18 protein-coding genes and 2 tRNA genes are annotated in these 16,075 nt (G+C 67.8%); 11 read left to right on the forward strand and 9 right to left on the reverse strand.

What is annotated here, in order from left to right; all coding sequences use genetic code 11:
• The first annotated feature begins 64 nt into the window (after window positions 1–64).
• Window positions 65–1,012, forward strand: a complete 948-nt coding sequence (locus AMK34_RS34720; RefSeq protein WP_073848183.1) for a S1C family serine protease — start codon at window positions 65–67, stop codon at window positions 1,010–1,012.
• Window positions 1,013–1,098: 86 nt separating this feature from the next.
• Here AMK34_RS34720 and AMK34_RS34725 read toward each other — a convergent pair whose 3' ends face one another.
• Together AMK34_RS34725 and AMK34_RS34730 are read right to left on the reverse strand one after the other, a co-directional pair.
• Entirely contained in the window at window positions 1,099–1,476 is a 378-nt protein-coding gene (locus tag AMK34_RS34725; protein WP_073848409.1) for a DUF3224 domain-containing protein, read from the reverse strand.
• Between the two features lie 47 nt (window positions 1,477–1,523).
• A complete protein-coding gene (locus AMK34_RS34730; protein ID WP_038509209.1) occupies window positions 1,524–3,050 on the reverse strand; it encodes a helicase HerA-like domain-containing protein in 1,527 nt (508 codons plus the stop codon).
• A 112-nt stretch (window positions 3,051–3,162) separates the two neighbouring features.
• On the opposite strand from AMK34_RS34730, the gene orn reads away from it, so the two are divergent.
• The 3 genes from orn to AMK34_RS42870 all read left to right on the forward strand — a co-directional run bounded on the left by orn (window position 3,163) and on the right by AMK34_RS42870 (window position 4,441).
• Window positions 3,163–3,771 carry an oligoribonuclease gene (gene orn / locus AMK34_RS34735; RefSeq protein ID WP_073848184.1) on the forward strand — a complete coding sequence of 203 codons (609 nt, stop codon included), beginning with the start codon at window positions 3,163–3,165 and terminating at the stop codon, window positions 3,769–3,771.
• Window positions 3,772–3,848: 77 nt separating this feature from the next.
• Window positions 3,849–3,924: transfer RNA gene (locus AMK34_RS34740), tRNA-His, on the forward strand.
• Between the two features lie 115 nt (window positions 3,925–4,039).
• Complete coding sequence (locus tag AMK34_RS42870; RefSeq protein WP_143202706.1) at window positions 4,040–4,441, forward strand: hypothetical protein; 402 nt, start codon at window positions 4,040–4,042, stop codon at window positions 4,439–4,441.
• 50 nt (window positions 4,442–4,491) lie between these two features.
• Here AMK34_RS42870 and AMK34_RS34750 read toward each other — a convergent pair whose 3' ends face one another.
• The gene (locus tag AMK34_RS34750) at window positions 4,492–5,712 is read right to left on the reverse strand and encodes a L,D-transpeptidase (protein ID WP_193786323.1); all 1,221 of its coding nucleotides are present in this window, start codon (window positions 5,710–5,712) and stop codon (window positions 4,492–4,494) included.
• Window positions 5,713–5,907: 195 nt separating this feature from the next.
• On the opposite strand from AMK34_RS34750, the gene AMK34_RS34755 reads away from it, so the two are divergent.
• Window positions 5,908–5,980, forward strand: a tRNA-Lys gene (locus AMK34_RS34755).
• A gap of 324 nt (window positions 5,981–6,304) precedes the next feature.
• Window positions 6,305–6,577 (forward strand): hypothetical protein, encoded by a 273-nt coding sequence (locus tag AMK34_RS34760; RefSeq protein WP_143202707.1) that lies wholly within the window; start codon window positions 6,305–6,307, stop codon window positions 6,575–6,577.
• A gap of 90 nt (window positions 6,578–6,667) precedes the next feature.
• Here the strand turns inward: AMK34_RS34760 and AMK34_RS34765 are convergent, their stop codons facing one another.
• The gene (locus AMK34_RS34765; RefSeq protein ID WP_073848187.1) at window positions 6,668–7,096 is read right to left on the reverse strand and encodes a hypothetical protein; all 429 of its coding nucleotides are present in this window, start codon (window positions 7,094–7,096) and stop codon (window positions 6,668–6,670) included.
• Between the two features lie 49 nt (window positions 7,097–7,145).
• On the opposite strand from AMK34_RS34765, the gene AMK34_RS34770 reads away from it, so the two are divergent.
• The gene (locus AMK34_RS34770; protein ID WP_073848188.1) at window positions 7,146–8,102 is read left to right on the forward strand and encodes an ArsR/SmtB family transcription factor; all 957 of its coding nucleotides are present in this window, start codon (window positions 7,146–7,148) and stop codon (window positions 8,100–8,102) included.
• A 4-nt stretch (window positions 8,103–8,106) separates the two neighbouring features.
• Here the strand turns inward: AMK34_RS34770 and AMK34_RS34775 are convergent, their stop codons facing one another.
• On the reverse strand, window positions 8,107–8,433 hold the full coding sequence (locus AMK34_RS34775; RefSeq protein WP_073848189.1) for a hypothetical protein: 327 nt from the start codon (window positions 8,431–8,433) through the stop codon (window positions 8,107–8,109).
• Between the two features lie 309 nt (window positions 8,434–8,742).
• On the opposite strand from AMK34_RS34775, the gene AMK34_RS34780 reads away from it, so the two are divergent.
• From AMK34_RS34780 to AMK34_RS34795, 4 genes are all read left to right on the forward strand, one after another.
• Window positions 8,743–9,732 (forward strand): helix-turn-helix transcriptional regulator, encoded by a 990-nt coding sequence (locus tag AMK34_RS34780; RefSeq protein ID WP_083650090.1) that lies wholly within the window; start codon window positions 8,743–8,745, stop codon window positions 9,730–9,732.
• A gap of 314 nt (window positions 9,733–10,046) precedes the next feature.
• Window positions 10,047–11,315, forward strand: coding sequence for a DUF3100 domain-containing protein (locus tag AMK34_RS34785; protein WP_073848411.1), 1,269 nt, complete (start codon window positions 10,047–10,049; stop codon window positions 11,313–11,315).
• A gap of 11 nt (window positions 11,316–11,326) precedes the next feature.
• A complete protein-coding gene (locus tag AMK34_RS34790; RefSeq protein ID WP_073848190.1) occupies window positions 11,327–12,265 on the forward strand; it encodes an NAD-dependent epimerase/dehydratase family protein in 939 nt (312 codons plus the stop codon).
• Between the two features lie 329 nt (window positions 12,266–12,594).
• Window positions 12,595–13,314, forward strand: a complete 720-nt coding sequence (locus AMK34_RS34795; protein WP_073848191.1) for a S1 family peptidase — start codon at window positions 12,595–12,597, stop codon at window positions 13,312–13,314.
• 47 nt (window positions 13,315–13,361) lie between these two features.
• Here AMK34_RS34795 and AMK34_RS34800 read toward each other — a convergent pair whose 3' ends face one another.
• Genes AMK34_RS34800 through AMK34_RS34815 form a run of 4 tightly spaced genes read right to left on the reverse strand, consistent with a single transcriptional unit; the run spans window position 13,362 to window position 15,998 of the window.
• Entirely contained in the window at window positions 13,362–13,619 is a 258-nt protein-coding gene (locus AMK34_RS34800) for a hypothetical protein (RefSeq protein WP_037341666.1), read from the reverse strand.
• A gap of 21 nt (window positions 13,620–13,640) precedes the next feature.
• Complete coding sequence (locus AMK34_RS34805) at window positions 13,641–14,531, reverse strand: AurF N-oxygenase family protein (RefSeq protein ID WP_073848192.1); 891 nt, start codon at window positions 14,529–14,531, stop codon at window positions 13,641–13,643.
• A complete protein-coding gene (locus AMK34_RS34810) occupies window positions 14,528–15,409 on the reverse strand; it encodes a crotonase/enoyl-CoA hydratase family protein (protein WP_073848193.1) in 882 nt (293 codons plus the stop codon). The genes AMK34_RS34805 and AMK34_RS34810 overlap by 4 nt, the downstream gene beginning before the upstream one ends.
• Complete coding sequence (locus tag AMK34_RS34815) at window positions 15,399–15,998, reverse strand: TetR/AcrR family transcriptional regulator (protein WP_073848194.1); 600 nt, start codon at window positions 15,996–15,998, stop codon at window positions 15,399–15,401. Before AMK34_RS34815 ends, AMK34_RS34810 begins: the two co-directional genes overlap by 11 nt.
• Between the last annotated feature and the right edge of the window lie 77 nt (window positions 15,999–16,075).

The raw sequence follows: 16,075 nt of genomic DNA on the forward strand, positions 1-16,075 counted from the left end.
CTTCTCAGGAAAGCACAGGGGGATTCCACAGGCGGTTCACAAGTACGGGCGCGAATCTTGTTCCATGACCGAGAACGAGAGTCGGCCAGGCCCCGCCTCAACCGGTGGGCACCAGCCGCCGCACCAGCAGCAGTACCCCGGTTACACCCCTTGGCAGGCCGCGCCGAATCCGCTCTTCACGCCGCAGCCCGCACCTCGTAGGAAGGGCGGACGGATCGCCGTCCTCGTCAGCGCGACGGCACTCGCCGCCGCACTCGTCGGCGGGGTCGGCGGAGCGGCGATCATGGGGATCGGCTCCGCTTCGTCGGCGCCGGGCACGGGTTCGTCCGCGGTCGCCAACGGGCAACTGGTCGGGAACAACACCTCGGGTGACGTCAGCGGGGTCGCCGCGAAGGTGACACCGAGCGTCGTGCAGGTGAACGTGACCACCGCGCAGGGTGAGGCCGTCGGCTCCGGCGTCATCCTGACGGCGGACGGGCGCATCCTCACCAACGCCCACGTCGTCGCGGACGCCGAGGGCGACGTGACCGTCACGCTGTCCGACGGCAAGCAGTACAAGGCGAGCGTGGTCGGCGCCGACACGAAGGCCGACATCGCCGTGCTCCAGGCGAAGAACGCGAGCGGGCTGACCGCGGCCTCGCTCGGCGATTCCAGCAAGCTCGCCGTCGGCCAGCAGGTCGTCGCGATCGGCTCGCCCGGTGGGCTGCAGAACACCGTGACCACCGGGATCGTGAGCGCGCTGAACCGCAAGCTCGACGAGTTGAGCAGCGGTCAGGAACGGCGCTCGCCCTACAGCAGGACCACGAACGAAGCCGGGCCGAGCTACACCGCGATCCAGACCGACGCCCCGATCAACCAGGGCAACTCGGGCGGGGCGCTGGTGGACGCACAGGGGAACGTCATCGGCATCAACTCGGCGCTGTACAACCCGGCCTCGACCGGCAGCATCGGCATCGGTTTCGCGATCCCCATCAACGACGCGAAGAAGATCGTCGAGCAGATCGTCGGCTGACCCCGCCGTCTGGACCGCTGTCAGGGGGCGGCCCAGCAGGCACAGTCCGTGAAGGCCTCCTTTCGCAAGGAGGCCTTCACGGGCTTTCAGAGTTCGTACGTGAGGGTGAAGGTGTGGTTGCCCTCGTCGTCCTGGACGATCTCCGCCGTTCCGGTGATGCCGGTCAGCTCACCGTGGCCGGACCCCGGCAAGACGATCAGGTGATGCCCGTTGTCCCCCGCCGAGTGATGCAGGACGAAGCCGCCCTTACGCCCGCCGACGGAGACGGCCAGCCGCTCGAAGGCGACGTACGCCGACGACGTCTCGTTCACCGCCGTGAGCATCTCGACGGCACTGGTGCCTTCGACGTCGCCGGTGAACGTCTTGGTCAGGAGCACCCGCGAGAACTCGGTGCCTTCAGCCTTCTCGACGGCTTGGGGATCCCAGCCGTCCACGGTGAACGACGCAGTCGCGCTGTTGGTCATGGCACCGAGTCTGCCGCGCATACCTGACAGATCGCGTCAGGTATTCCTCACCGCCGCCGATTCCCGAACAGACCGCGCGTGATCTCCCGGCCGAGCGCGCTCGCCGCCGAGCGGAGGAACGACTTCACCGCCGGGTTCTTCATCGCCTGCTCCACCATCCCCGGCTCCTGCTTCTCCGGCTTCGGAGCGGGCGCTTCGGGCGGCGGCGCCTCACCGGCAGGCGGAGCGGCCACCTTCGCGGCGAGCTTCTCGTAGGCCGACTCGCGGTCGATCGTCTCGGCGTACTTCGCGTGCAGGTCCGAAGATGTCGTCGCCGCGGAGATGGCTTCGGCGCCGATCGAGCCCATCTTGGAACGCGGCGCGCGCAGGCGGGTCCACGCGACCGGCGTCGGCGCGCCCCGTTCGGAAAGGACGGTGACGATCGCTTCGCCGATACCGAGCGACGTCAGCGCCGAGTCCAGTTCGTAGTGCTTCGTCTTCGGGTACGTCTTCACCGTCTTCGTCAGCGCCGCCTGGTCCTCGGGTGTGAACGCGCGCAACGCGTGCTGCACGCGCGCGCCGAGCTGGGACAGGACGTTGTTCGGGATGTCCGTCGGAAGCTGCGTGCAGAAGAACACGCCGACACCCTTCGACCGGATCAGCTTCACGGTCTGCTCGATGCGTTCCAGGAACGCCTTCGACGCGTCGTTGAACAACAGGTGCGCCTCGTCGAAGAAGAACACCAGCTTCGGCTTGTCGAGGTCGCCCTCTTCGGGCAGTTCCTCGAACAACTCGGCCAGCAGCCACATGAGGAACGTCGAGAACAGCGCGGGCTTCGACTGGAGGTTGTCCAGCTCCAGCAAGGTCACCATCGCCTTGCCGTCGGCCTCGCGCATCAGGTCGTGGACGTCCAGCTCGGGCTCGCCGAAGAAGTCCTCGCCGCCCTGAGCCTCCAGATTGGACAGCGCCCGGAGGATCACCCCGGCCGTCGCGGCCGAGACGCCGCCGATGCCCTTGAGGTCCTCCTTGCCCTCGTCACTCGTCAGGTGCGTGATGACGGAGCGAAGGTCCTTCGTGTCCAGCAGCGCCAAACCGCGCTGATCGGCCCAGTGGAAGATCAGGCCGAGCGTCGACTCCTGCGTTTCGTTGAGCCCCAGCACCTTCGACAGCAGGATCGGGCCGAAACTCGTGATCGTCGCCCGGATCGGCGATCCCTTGCCACCGGTGCCCAGCGACAGGAACTGCACCGGGAACGCGGCGGGCTCCCAGGAGTCACCCAGTTCCTCCGCGCGTTTGGCGATTTTGTCGTTGCTTTCGCCCTGCGCGGCGAGCCCCGACAGGTCGCCCTTCACGTCCGCCAGCACCACCGGCACTCCCGCGGCGGACAGCTGCTCGGCGATCAGCTGCAAGGTCTTCGTCTTGCCGGTACCGGTCGCGCCCGCGACCAGCCCGTGCCGGTTCAGCGTCGCCAGCGGCAGGCGGACCGCCGCGCCGGCGTCGGCCTTGCCGTCGATCACGACGGCGCCGAGTTCCACCGCCGCCCCGTCGCTCACATATCCCTGTGCGATCTCCTGGGCTGGACCCTGTTCGGCCACTGTCGCTCCCCGATCTGTGACATGACTCACCTGAGGATGCACACGGTGCCAGCAACGCGCCGAACCCGCACGTCGCGCGCCACGAATCCCCGGGTCGGGTTAGGGTTTCGGGGTGAACGACCGCCTAGTCTGGATCGACTGCGAGATGACGGGGCTCGACCTCGGCAAGGACGCGTTGATCGAAATAGCCGCGCTGGTGACCGACGCCGAGCTCAACGTCCTCGGTGAAGGCGTCGACATCGTCATCCACGCCGACGAGGAAGCCCTCGACGGAATGCCGGCGGTCGTCCGCGAAATGCACGCCCGCTCCGGCCTCACCGAAGAGGTCCGGCGCTCCACGGTCACCATGGAGGAAGCCGAGCAGCGCGTGCTCGAGTACATCCGCGCGCACGTGCCCGAGGCCAACGTCGCCCCGCTCGCCGGCAACTCCATCGCCACCGACCGCGGCTTCATCACCCGCGACATGCCGCTGCTCGACGCGCACCTGCACTACCGCATGGTCGACGTCTCGTCGGTGAAGGAACTCGTCCGGCGCTGGTACCCGCGGATCTACTACGCCAAGCCCGAGAAGGGCCTCGCGCACCGCGCGCTCGCCGACATCAAGGAATCCATCGGCGAGCTCGACTACTACCGTCGCGTCGCCTTCGTCCCGCAGCCCGGCCCGACCACCGAACAGGCCAAGGCCGCGGCCGCTGAAGTGCAGGAACGCCACGAACGGTAACCCGTTGCGAGCCCCGGAAACGGGCACGCTAATATAGTGCGGCCGAGGTGATGGGGGGTTCCCCGAGCCCGGCGATGGTGGGCGTAGCTCAGCTGGTAGAGCACCTGGTTGTGGTCCAGGAGGTCGCGGGTTCGAAACCCGTCGCTCACCCCATCGACCCCAGTTCGGCCGGTTTTCCGGCAGGCTGGGGTTTCGCTTTTTCCGGGGGTATCGGTAACGCGGCGTGGCGCTCGCGCGAGTTCAGGTAGGAACTCGCACGGAGGTTGCCATGAGACGCTGGCTGGTCTTGGGAGTCTTCATGGCGGCCGGTGCCTGCACGGCTCCTCCGCCGAGCCAAGTGCCCGTACCGGCGATCACGCCGACACCGATCACAACCGTGACGGCGACGCCGTCGACTTCGGTCCCGCCGCCAGTGACCGTGACGGTGACGCCGCCTCCACCGGCGAAGACCACGACCTCGGTCAAGAGGTCACCATGGCGATGCGAACCGGGATACCCGAACTGCACGAAGGCTCAGTCCCAGAAGTACCTCGCCGACCTCGAGTATCAGAAGTGTCTCCGCGATCCGGAGAAGATCTGGGACACCGGTACCCAGAAGTGCCGCTACAAGACCAGCGGCGAGGTGCAGTGGGAGCACTTCTACGGCACTTTGCCACCCGAAACGCCATGAGGGTCCTGTCAGGACGAAACCGTCCTGACAGGACCCTCATGAAGAACAGGTCAGTTCCGGTCGCCGCCGGTCTTCCAGTCGTCCCACGACATCTGCCACACCGACCAGCCGTCGGTCGGCTCCAGCACCTGCGGGCCCGAGTTGGCGACGGTGATGATGTCGCCCTTCTTGGAAGTGTCCATCAGCCACTTCGCGTTCTCGGTCGACAGGTTGATGCAGCCGTGGCTCACGTTCCGCTTGCCCTGCGATCCGACCGACCACGGCGCCGAGTGGTAGAAGATGCCGCTGTTCGACATGCGCACCGCGTACTTCACGAACGTCCGGTAGCCGGCCTTGCTGTCCGTCGGGACGCCGTACGTGCTGGAGTCCATCGTGTACCCGGTGTGCTCGCTCATCACCGTGTAGGTCCCGGCCGGGGTGCTGCTCGACGGCTTGCCCATCGAGATCGGCATCTGCTTGACCTCTTGGTCGTTCACCACGACCTTCATCTGGTGCGTGCCACCGTCCGCGGTCGCGACCAGCTTGTCGCCGACGACCACCTTGGCGGGCTTGTCCTCACGGCCGAAGGTGTTGTTGCCGAGGTTCTTGCCGTAGATCGCGGCGTTGACCGAGATCTTCGTGCCCGCCTTGAAGTACTCCTTGGGCCGCCACATCACGGTCTTCTCGCCGAACCAGTGGAACGCGCCCTCGGTGACCGGCTCGGTGACGATCTTCAGCGCCTTCTCGGTCGCGGCCTTGTCCGGCACGTTGCCGGTGAAGGTGAAGATCAACGGCAGGCCGACGCCGACCGTCTCCCCTTCGACGAGGTTGATCGAGACACCGATCTGGCGGCCGGGCTTGGCCGTGGAGAACGTCGAGGTCGCGGTGACCGGCTTGCCGTCGGTCCCGGTCGCGGCCGCGGTGACGGTGTAGCTCTTGCCGTAACCGAGCGGCTCCGCCGACTCCCAGCCCGAACCGTCTTCCTTCGGCTTGCCCGCGACGACCTTGCCGTCGGCGCCGGTCAGTTTGACCTCGCCCACCTTGCCGTCCGCGACGGCCACCGTGACCGGCTCGCCGGGCGCCACGTTCGCCGCACCCTGCGCCGGGGTCAGCGTCATCACGGCGGGCTTCGGCTCCGGCGCGGGCGCTCCGCTCTGCTGCGAACCCCCGGGGGCGCCACCCGGCGACGGCTGTTCACCCGACGGTGTACTGGTGCACGCGGCCAGAGTGAACCCGGCCACCAAAGCCACCAAAGCCACCCGCGACCGCCCCGTCGCTCCCCAGACCCTCATGCACACCGCCCGTTTCGCGTGGTACCAACCCCTACGTCTGGCTATAGTCTGCCTGACCGGCCGCAACGCTCGCGGCCGGATGGCCGAATACGTCCCGGCCCGGCGTTAGGGGACCCCCCTGAAACGGGCCCCAGCAACCCTGTGTTAATGTTTTCCACGTCGCCGAGGGGAACACCAAAGCGGCGGAACAAGCAGGCGCCATTAGCTCAATTGGCAGAGCAGCTGGCTCTTAACCAGCGGGTTCGGGGTTCGAGTCCCTGATGGCGCACAGTTCCAAACGAAGCCCACCAACGGTTTGCCCCGGTTTTCCGGGTGCCGTCGGTGGGCTTTGTTGCTGTACGAGCCCGAGGCAGGACAGCCAGCGAGGCGCCGGCCGCGGTCTGCTCAGCCGTCCATGTCGCCGCCGCCCTCGTCGCCGCTGAATTCGTCCCCTTCGGCGGGCGCGATGAACTCGGGGGCGAGCCGCTCGGCAGCCATGCCCGCCTTCGCGGACAAGTGGCGGCGTGAGCGGACGACAGTTCCTCAACCGCGCTTAAGCTCGCCGCGCGGCGATCACTGTCCGCGTCGAGGCGGACTCCTGAGGGGAAATGAGTTGTCCGGAGATTTCCTCGTGGCCCCGCCGGGGCGCGTTCAGCCACCGCAGATGTTGTCATGGATGCCTTCACGGGGGCTGCTCCGCGTGGTCGAGTTTATCGCCGGCGAAGTCGCGGACGATCAACTCCCCGAAGGGCTGCACCACTTCACTGAAGGTTATTTCTTCCTTAGTATGTATACCGAATCGTACCCGGGCGACGAAGCCTACGACTTCGCAACAGAGTTGGTCGATCTCGTGAAGCAAGCCCAAGAGCTTGAGCTGCTCAATTGAACGACCGATGAGCGACGGCGGCTCCTTCCATGACTCAACGAGAAGGAGCCACCGTCGCCGGCCAACGGCGATACCGGTTCGGTCTAAGCCTTAGCGGTTGTACTGCCATCCACTCCGGTAGCAGGTGTCCCAACCCGCGTCATCCACGCAGGTCACGACGCGGACCCTGCTCAGCTTGGTGCCCGAGTTGTACTTCAGGTTGCTCCAGTAGCTCGTGGTGCCGCATCCGCTCTCGTTCCAGCGGTACGGCGTCGGGTCGATGGTCCCCATGCCGAGATCGGCCTCGAAGAACACGTAGACCGGGTTACCGTCGCATTTCGTGTCCCGCACGGCCATGTTGATGCCGGTCATGCCGCTGAACGTCCAGGTCCAGTTGGCCGAGCCGTACACCTCGCTCCCGGACGCGGTGGCCGCGCCGGTCGCGGCCGAGGCGGTGCCTGTGAAAGCCAGTGTCGCCGCCGACACCACGGCGATCGCCGTGGCCGCCCGCCGCAGGTTCCTGCTCAGAATCCCCTTCATGTTCCCCTCCAGTGTGATAAATGAATGACGACTCCATGGGGGAGGCGTCATGCTTCGTATTCACTTCACCGACCGTGACCTGGCCCGTGTCCGCGTCGCGGCCGCACCGGATCCGCTGTGGGAAACGGTTCTGGCCATGCAGAAGCTCACGCTCGACGGCATTCCCGCCTTCGCGCGCTGGCGGCGCCGGGTACGGGAAGGCCTGCGGGAGCGTGACGCCAGGACCGCGGTCCGGTTCCTGCAGACGATCGCGCCGCCTGCCCGGTACTTCCCGGATTTCCTCACCCCCGCCGAGTCCGCGTGCGGGCTGAAGGCGGGGCTGTCCGCGCTCCGTGGGACGTCGGCGGATCGGCTCGGGCGCGAAGTCGCGCTGATGGCGAAACACCACCGTCTGCCCGAATGGACACAGGGGCTGGCGGCGGGGGCGAGCGCGGCGCTCGATCAGGTCGCCGGGGCGCTCCAGATCGCCCACAACACCCTGGTCGCTCCACAATGGACGAACGTGCGGACCCAGGTCGACATCGACCGGGCCTTGCGGTCACGTCTCGCCGGCGAAACCGGAACCCTCGGCCTTCTCGAGTCGCTCCGGCCCGCTTTCCGTTGGGAGGCGCCGGTCCTGACCGTGCGCTACCCCGTCGACCGCGACCTCCGTCTCGACGGTCGCGGTATCCGGCTCGTCCCGTCCTACTTCTGCTGGGACACCCCCGTCGCCCTCGCCGACGACGACCTTCCACCGGTCCTCGTCTTCCCGGTGTCCCACGAGCACGAGCCCGCTCCCCTGCCGAAACACCTGGCCACCCTGCTCGGCCGGACCCGCGCCGCCGTCCTGTACGCGGTCGCGGGCTGCCCCACCAGCGGCGAACTGGCCGACCGGCTCGGCATTTCGGCGGCCGCGGTTTCGCGGCACACCACGGTGCTCCGCGACGCCGGGCTCATCGCCAGCCGGCGCCACGGAGCCGTGGTGCTGCACAACCTCACGCCGATGGGCGCCGCGCTGCTGGGCTGAGCCCTCAGCGCACGATCCGCCACGGCGAGCAACTGTCGTCCTCGCAGATCCGGAACGAAGTCACATCCGGGATCGTGGCGTGGCCGCAGCCGATCTTCGAACCGTTGCTGTCGCGGAGAGTCAGCATCCCGAACTTCTGCCTGTACTGGGCGTAGACGCCGTTACCGTCCTGCTCCTCGTCGCAAACCTCGGCGAAATCGGTTTTGGAGTCGTACTGCGCGTAGTCCTTCCCCTGAAAGATGAGGTAGCCGGTCGCCGCCTCCGCGGTCGAGGTCCCCAGTACCAGCGCCGAGATCATCGCGCCGCCGACGAGCATCATTTTCCGGATCATCGTTCCCCTCCCCTTGGGCTTGGGAACAGCTTGCCGCCCGTCCCGCACGTCCGGCGAGGCTTTTGCGCGAGAGCGGAAAACCGCAGACAGGGTCACCGCCGCCTGGCGCCGTGTCCTGAACCCGCCCGGCGCGAGGAACGCGAGTTCGACGTGCTGCTGGGGGCCGTCGAGGACTACGGCGGCGCTTTGCTCCGACCGCGTGACGGCTCTCCAGTTTCCGCGCGGACCGGAGGATGATGTTCGCCGTACTGGTGGCGGCGGCTGGACCCCACGGCGCCGGTGTCTTTGTCCTGCCAAGGAGTCCTGACGATGGCCGCCGCCTCCGCACCGTCCCGGCACGTGCTGTTCGAGACCACCGATCACGACCACGCCGGCGAGTACCTGACCGGCGTCTACGGGGGAAGCTTCCGGCTGGGGGTCGGGCGCAAAGGCTCCCCGGTCCATCTCAGCAGGCTGGTCACCGACACGTTTTCCTTCGTCACGGCCGTGCACAGCGCCGAAATCGGCTACATCCTGGAAGCAGTACCGAGTTTGATGATCGCCCGTCCGCGCACCACTCCCGTGCACTATCGGTACGGCGGCGCCGCGCACTGTTTCCACCCCGGCGAAGTGCACCTGTCCAACATGACGGAGGACCATCCGCCCATCCAGGCGCGGTGGCACGACGGCGCGGTTCAGGCCGTCACCTTCCCTTTCCCGTTGCTCGACCAGGTCGCCGCCACGGCGGAGACTCGCCGCCAGAAGCCGGTGCGCTTCACCGATCTGCGTACGACGAGCGAGGACGGCGCCCGTCATCTGATCGCCACCATGGACTTCCTCGCCGCCAGCGTCCGCGATCGTCCCGAATGCATGGCGGAACCGCTCTTGGCCGGTGAAGCGGGACGGCTGCTGGCTTCCGCGGCGTTGGCCGCGTTCCCCAACACCGCGATGACCGAACCGACCATCGAGGACCGGCACGATTCCCACCCGATCACGCTGCGGCGGGCGATGGCGTTCATCGACGACCACGCCCAGCTGGACATCACCGTCGCCGACATAGCCGCCGCGAGCCACGTGACCATCCGGGCACTGCAGTACGCCTTTCGCCGTAACCGCGGCACCACTCCGATGGGCTATCTCCGCCAGGCCCGTCTCCACCAGGCGCACCGGGAACTGCTGACCGCCGATCCCGCCGACGGCTGCACCGTCACCCAGATCGCGGCCCGCTGGGGCTTCTTCCACCCCGGCCGTTTCGCCCGGCACTACCGCGCCGCTTATGGCTGCCCGCCGTATCGGACGTTGCGGCGTGACGGTCGTTGACGTCCTTGAGTCGATCAGAAGGGCGGCGAAGACTGGGTGACGGCACCGGTACGCGGGGTCCACACCGCGCGAAATCCCGGTGTTGCGTACCGGTGCCGTGACTCCGGGCGGCGGGGTCTCCGCCCGAAGCCGGCTCACCGGGGCGGGGTCCGGGCCGCCGGGGAGTCTGGAGACCTGTCCAAGCCTCCTTCTTCGAACGGCCGGATGCAGCACGTCTTGCGAACCCGCGTCATCGCTGTTCAAGGGCCGAACCATCCAGAAAACGAAACACCCGTGCCCGCCGGGATCGGGCATGGTGGGTTCCGGGGGTGGTCATGTCCGAGTCTTCGAGCGCCAGAACCGGGACGGCGGTCGCCGTCGGGGTGACCGCGTTGTGCGCGCTGGTCACTGTGGGAACCGAGTACGCGGGCGCGCTGGAACTACGGATCGGCTCGTTCGCGCTCGTCCTGCTTCCGCTTTTCTTCGCCTTCGTGATCACGGTCGCCCTCAACCTGTCGCTGTCCTGGCGACGTCCGGAGGCGGCCGCACCGATCTGGTCCTGCGCGGGGCAACTCCTGCAACTGCTGACGGTGGTCTTCGTGGTGCGAGCCGGAGTCGTGCTCGGTACGGCGCTCCCCACGATCGTCGAGGCGGGACCGGCGATCCTCGTGCAGAGCCTCGGAAAAGCGGGAACGGCGCTGCTGGCCTTCCCCGCAGCCCTACTGCTCGGCTTCGGCCGCGCGAGTATCGGCGCCACGTTCTCCATCGGCCGCGAACCCAGCATCGCCCTGGTGACCGAGCGATACGGCATCTCCGGCCCGGAGGGTTCCGGCGTTCTCGCCACCTACATCAGCGGCACACTCTTCGGGTCCCTGTTCTTCTCCGCACTCGCGGGCATCGGCTCGGCGATCCCGCTGTTCAGTTCCACGGCGCTGGCGATGGCCTGCGGGGTCGGCAGCGGGGGCATGACCATCTCTTGCGCGGGTTCGCTCGCGCACGGTTCCCGCGACCTGCCCCAGGACGACATCGTCGCGCTGGCGACGGCCAGTGATGTGCTGACCTACATCACCACCGTGCTGCTGGGTGCTTTCATCGTCCTTCCGGTGCTGGAAAGGCTGTACCGTTCCCCCACCGCGGTACGGAATCGGCTGGTCTCCGGGGACACCGCCGAGCCGGCGGCGACCGTCGTGCCCTCTCGGCTGGTGACCGGTTTGGCCGTGACCGTGCTCCTGCTCGTCACCGCGGGATGGCATGCGGCGCCGGGAATGCTCTTGCTGTTGGCCCTCGCCTTCGGAGTGCGAATGCTCGGTGACCGGACCGGTCGGTTCGTGCCGACCGTGCTGTGGGCGGCGCTCGTCGGTGCCGCGCTGACCGTTCCGGGACTGCCGTGGTCGGCGACCATGGTGCGCGTCCTGTCCGCCGTCGACCTGCTGACGCTGGCCACCGCCGTGCTCAGCTGCGTCGGTCTGTGCGTGACCGTCCGGCAGTTGAGGATCCTGCGGACCCTGAGCTGGCGCGCGGTCGTCGTGACGCTTCTCGTTTTCGCCGGTTCCTTCTTCACGTCGGCTTTGCTGGCCCAGGTCGTTCTCGGGTTCACCGGATGAAAGGAAGGCCTATGAAGATCCTGGTAACAGGCGGAAGCGGCTTCATCGGACAGCACGTCGTGCGCGAACTGCTGGCACGCGGGCACGACGTCACGGTGCTGGTCCGCACGCCGTCCACGCACCTTCCCGACGCGGTGACAGTTCACCTCGGGGACCTCACCGACCTGTCCGAGGAACGACTCGATGCGATCGTCGCCGGTCATCAGGGCATCGTCGTCGCGTCGGCCGCCGCCGTCGCCGCACCGCGCGGCGCCGACATCGCCGCGTTCTTCCACGATGCCAATGTCGCACCGGTCGCCAGGTTGCTCGCCGCCGGCTGCCGGGCGCAGACCGACCGCGCCGTCATCCTCGGCAGTTTCTACGCCAGCCTCCAGCGCGAACACCCGAAACTCCGGTTGGCCGAACGCAGTCCGTACATCTCGAGCAGAATCGACCAAGCCGAGCGCGCCCGCGCCGCCGTCACCGCGGAAACCTCAGTGGCGATTCTCGAACTTCCGTACGTGGCGGGCACGACTCCGGGCAGGCAATCACCTCTCGAACCCATGCTGCGCAGCATGGCCGTCGGTGATGCGGACATCCTCGCCTACCCCGGCACCACCGCGGTCGTCACCGTCACCCAGACCGCGCGAGCGGCAGTCGCCGCATTGGAACGTCGCGCGAACGGGAACTACCCGCTCGTCACGGCGAATCTCCCTTGGGCCGATCTCTTCACGCGTCTCGCGACCGCGAGCGGCCGCCCTCCGAAACGCATCTGGAAACTGCATCGGCTCGCCGTCGAACTGCTGCTCCGCTGGGCAGGGATACGCCAACGCCGTCAAGGATTCACTCTCGGTTTCGACCCGGCGCAATGGAGTGAACTGCACGCCACCGCCATGGTCCTCGACCCGGACATCGCCCGCGCCGAACTCGGCGTCGAGCCGGACGACCTCGACAAAGCACTTCGCACATAATCTTCGAGTGCACACCTTTCGAGAATGTCCCTGATCTTTCGGACAATTCGGAGAAACCATTCCAAAGCATTGTTCGACGGATACCCGAACGCCGCTATCCGGACCGTGAACATTCCGGGCTTTCCATCGCGAAAGCCCGCCAATGGCGGAAATGGGGAGGCAGGCCGGGGTTCCGCACGCCTGGTTCCGGCCGGAACGATCCGCGACTTTCGTCTTACTACCTAGGAAGGTATTCCGGCTCTCCCGTCGTCGGAAACATTTGGGCGGCCGGCATCGCCCTTGTTCCTCCCCGACCACCAGGCGGCTCGGCCGCCCGAAGGTGAGCAACCATGCGGAAAATCGCTTCAATCGCTCTCGGGTTCCTGGCTGCGGCACTCGCGGTGTCCACGCCCGGGATCGCCCAAGCCCAAACGGATTCGGGTGTCCAGCCCTCGATCATCGGCGGGGGCACCGCCACGGAGACCTACAGTTTCATGGTCTCGCTCAACAACGGTTGCGGAGGCAGCCTCGTCGCGCCCCAATGGATCGTGACGGCCACCCACTGCGGCGGCGCATCGCAGGGCCGGATCGGCTCGACGAACAAGTACTCCGGCGGCGAAGTCGGCAGGATCGACCGCCGCGTCAACAAGCCGGGTACCGACCTCACCCTCATGCACCTGTCCACGGCCGTCCGCGCCACTCCGGTCGCGATGGCCACGAGCAACCCGGCGCCGAACACCACCGCGCGTCTTCTCGGCTGGGGATGCACCAGCTGGCCGAGCTGCAGCACCCCGACCACGCTGCGCCAGATCGACCTCCGGGTGCTTCCCAGCAGCTCCTGCTACGCCGGCGGTGGCGGCTCCGGCGACGTCTGCATCTCCGGTGACCGCGGGCATTCCGCCTGCCACGGCGATTCCGGCGGACCGGCGGTCGTCGGCACCACCGGACGCTGGACGCTGGTCGGCGAGACCCACGGCCCCGGCGACAACGGCGGCGAATGCGCCACCAGCACCCTCTACACCGGCATCGCCCAGCACCTGAGCTGGATCAGGCAGCAGACCGGCTCCTGATCACCGGCCACCGGCACGCCTCGTTCTCGAGGCGTGCCGGTTCTGCGTCAGCGCCGGGTGAGGACCCGCTTGCCCAGCCATCCGGCGTAGACGGCCAGCCCGGCGACGCCCGCCTTCCGCGTAGGTCGGGCCGCGATCGCCAGGCCGATGGCGAGTTCGGTGGCGCCGTTGCGGTAGGTCCAGTTGCGGACGTCGTCGGCGAAGGCCATCTTCGTCACGGGTTCGAAAGCGGCCGGAGCGGCGAAGTGGGCGAGCCCGGTCGCGGCGATGCCGAGGCCGAGGAGCTTGCCGGTGCGTGCGGACATGGAGTTGCCTTCCTTTTTCGTTCAGTCGAGGACGCCGGCTCGGCGCCAGAGCCGTCGGCTCGGGCCGCTGATGAGGCCGATCTCGGTGAAGTATTCGACGGCTTTGGCCGCCCACGCCGCCTTGGTCCGGCGCCAGTGCGGGTTCGCGGTGGCGACCTGGCGGGCTTCGCGCGGGTCGAGGCCGACGGAGGTGTATGCCTTGGGGTGCAACAACTCCGACGTCGCGACGTAGGCCATCCCGGCGATCGCCCAGCGGATCAGTTCGCGGCCGACGCGACCGTGACGGGCCCAGGCCCGGCCCAGTTCGTCCTTGGCGAAGCTGATGTGGCGTGCCTCTTCGATGACGTGGATGCGGGAGATCATCCGGATCATCGGCTGCAGGCTGTCGTCGCGCATCATCTCGCGTTGCATGCCGTCGGCGAGTTCTTCGACGTAGATGGCGCCGGCGAACAGCAACGCCGGACCGCAGACCGCGCCGAAGATCTTGCCCGAGCGGTGCGCCGTACGGCTCGGACGCCGGACGACACCGCCGCTCTTCTCGATCGAGCGGGCGAACATGGTGCTGTGACGGCATTCGTCGGCGATCTCGGTGAGCGCGTACTGCGCGTTGTGGGTGGTCGGGTCGCTGTTGTAGACGTGACGGACGAGGCCCTGCATGAGGATCAGCTCGAACCAGATGCCCGACGCGGCGGCGGCCGCGGCCTCCTGACGGCTCAGTTCGGCGCGCTGCCCATCGTCGAGCCGGTCCCACAATGCGGTGCCGTATAAGGAACAGCGCTCCGGCGCCTTACCGTACGCGCCGTCGACCAACGGTGCCTGCCAGTCGACGTCGACGTCCGGGTCGTAGGAGTGTCGCGCGGAGGAGCGCTGCAGACGCTCGGCGACCCGTTCGCTTTCGGTGTTCGCGGTCATGACGACCTCCTTGGATCCGTGTGCTCCGGCAGCGGTCCGCCGCCGTCCGGGATGACCTGTCCGGAATCCCGGTAGGCCACCGCCTCGTGGAAACCATCGCGTTCGGCGAACTCGCGGAACCAGCGGCCTTCCGGGCTGTGCCGGGTGATGCCGTCGAACAGCGTCGCGAGTGTTTGGGTGCCTGAAAGGCCCATGTTGTCGTAGGCCTGGTTGATCATCAGCTTCTGCATCACCAGCTGGTTCGTCGGCACACCGGCCATCCGGTCGGCCAGTTCCTCGACGGCGGCTTCGAGCCTTTCGGGTTCCACCGCCTCGAGCGCGAGTCCCCATTCCGCCGCGGTGGCGCCGTCGATGGTGTCGCCGGTGAGCAGCATCCGCTTCGCGCGCTGGGCACCGGCACGGTAGACCCACATCGCGGTCGTCGGGCAACCCCAGACCCGGGCGGGCGGATAGCCGAGACGCGCGTCGGTCGCCATGATCAGCACGTCGCACGACAGCGCGATGTCGCTGCCGCCGGCGATCGCGTGCCCTTGCACCTGGCAGATTGTGGGTTTCAGCGACCGCCACAGGCTGAAGAAGTCGTCGGTGTTGCGTTTCATCACCCGGTAGTCCTTGATCGGATCCCAGACCGGGCCCTGGTTCCAGCGGCCTTCGACGTCGCCCTCGGCGAACTGTTTGAGGTCGTAGCCGGCGCAGAACGACCGGCCTTCGCCGCGCACCACGATCACCCGGACGGCGTCGTCCTCGTTCGCCCGCTCCACGGCCTGCCGGATCTCGCCGGGCATGACGTCGTTGATCGCGTTGAGCCGCTCGGGACGGTTCAGGGTCAGGTAAGCCTTCCGGTCTTGGACGCGGTACGTGAGCGTCTCAAACGCCATCGGAGCCCCCCAGCGCGCGAAGGGTGAAGGTGACCAGGTGCGGGATGGTGTCCGGTCCGCTCTCGCCGGCCAACGGGCCGACCAGCATCTCCGCGCCCGCGCCGACCAGTGCCGCGGCGGTCGCTTCCGCGTCCTGCGCAGGCAGCAGCCCCCGCTTCACGCCGTCGGCGATGTTCCTGGCGATGACCTCGCGGAACGCGCGACGGAAGACCAGGCGCTCGGCCTCCACCACGGCGTCGACCGGCTCGGCGAGCAACGCGTACGCCAGCCTCGGCGCCTTCAACGCCCGCCCGGCGAAGGTCTCGATCACGGCGACCACCCGCTCGCGGACGTCGCCTTGGGAAGCGGCGGCCTCGACGGCGTCGACCTCCCGCGAGACGACCTCGCGGAAGACCTCGACGACGAGGTCGGCCTTGGACGGGAACTGCCGGTACACGCTGCCGGTGCCCACCCCCGCCTGAGTGGCGACCGCGGCCATCGAGCAGCCCGCGTAGCCGGTCTCGGCCAGGAGTGCGATGGCCGCGGCCAGGATCTCGCCTCGCTGCGAGTCCAGTCTGGCCTGCGTCTTCGGAGTCCGTCGGTACGGCATGGCGAGGAGTGAAGCACGGATTCCGCACTTCAGCAACGGGCGATTCCGCCGGTTGCACGTGAAGGCCTCCTTCCCTC

Source organism: Amycolatopsis sp. CB00013 (assembly GCF_001905755.1).
In the GTDB taxonomy this organism is placed as follows: domain Bacteria; phylum Actinomycetota; class Actinomycetes; order Mycobacteriales; family Pseudonocardiaceae; genus Amycolatopsis; species Amycolatopsis japonica.

Bases quoted from the DNA above. Each gene is read 5' to 3' on its own strand.
- AMK34_RS34775 (WP_073848189.1), bottom strand. From the start codon at position 8,433: ATGATCCGGAAAATGATGCTCGTCGGCGGCGCGATGATCTCGGCGCTG.
- AMK34_RS34770 (WP_073848188.1), top strand. From the start codon at position 7,146: ATGCTTCGTATTCACTTCACCGACCGTGACCTGGCCCGTGTCCGCGTC.
- AMK34_RS34805 (WP_073848192.1), bottom strand. From the start codon at position 14,531: ATGACCGCGAACACCGAAAGCGAACGGGTCGCCGAGCGTCTGCAGCGC.
- AMK34_RS34725 (WP_073848409.1), bottom strand. From the start codon at position 1,476: ATGACCAACAGCGCGACTGCGTCGTTCACCGTGGACGGCTGGGATCCC.
- AMK34_RS34810 (WP_073848193.1), bottom strand. From the start codon at position 15,409: ATGGCGTTTGAGACGCTCACGTACCGCGTCCAAGACCGGAAGGCTTAC.
- AMK34_RS34790 (WP_073848190.1), top strand. From the start codon at position 11,327: ATGAAGATCCTGGTAACAGGCGGAAGCGGCTTCATCGGACAGCACGTC.
- AMK34_RS42870 (WP_143202706.1), top strand. From the start codon at position 4,040: ATGAGACGCTGGCTGGTCTTGGGAGTCTTCATGGCGGCCGGTGCCTGC.
- AMK34_RS34785 (WP_073848411.1), top strand. From the start codon at position 10,047: ATGTCCGAGTCTTCGAGCGCCAGAACCGGGACGGCGGTCGCCGTCGGG.
- AMK34_RS34780 (WP_083650090.1), top strand. From the start codon at position 8,743: ATGGCCGCCGCCTCCGCACCGTCCCGGCACGTGCTGTTCGAGACCACC.
- AMK34_RS34800 (WP_037341666.1), bottom strand. From the start codon at position 13,619: ATGTCCGCACGCACCGGCAAGCTCCTCGGCCTCGGCATCGCCGCGACC.
- AMK34_RS34795 (WP_073848191.1), top strand. From the start codon at position 12,595: ATGCGGAAAATCGCTTCAATCGCTCTCGGGTTCCTGGCTGCGGCACTC.
- AMK34_RS34720 (WP_073848183.1), top strand. From the start codon at position 65: ATGACCGAGAACGAGAGTCGGCCAGGCCCCGCCTCAACCGGTGGGCAC.
- AMK34_RS34765 (WP_073848187.1), bottom strand. From the start codon at position 7,096: ATGAAGGGGATTCTGAGCAGGAACCTGCGGCGGGCGGCCACGGCGATC.
- AMK34_RS34750 (WP_193786323.1), bottom strand. From the start codon at position 5,712: ATGAGGGTCTGGGGAGCGACGGGGCGGTCGCGGGTGGCTTTGGTGGCT.
- AMK34_RS34815 (WP_073848194.1), bottom strand. From the start codon at position 15,998: ATGCCGTACCGACGGACTCCGAAGACGCAGGCCAGACTGGACTCGCAG.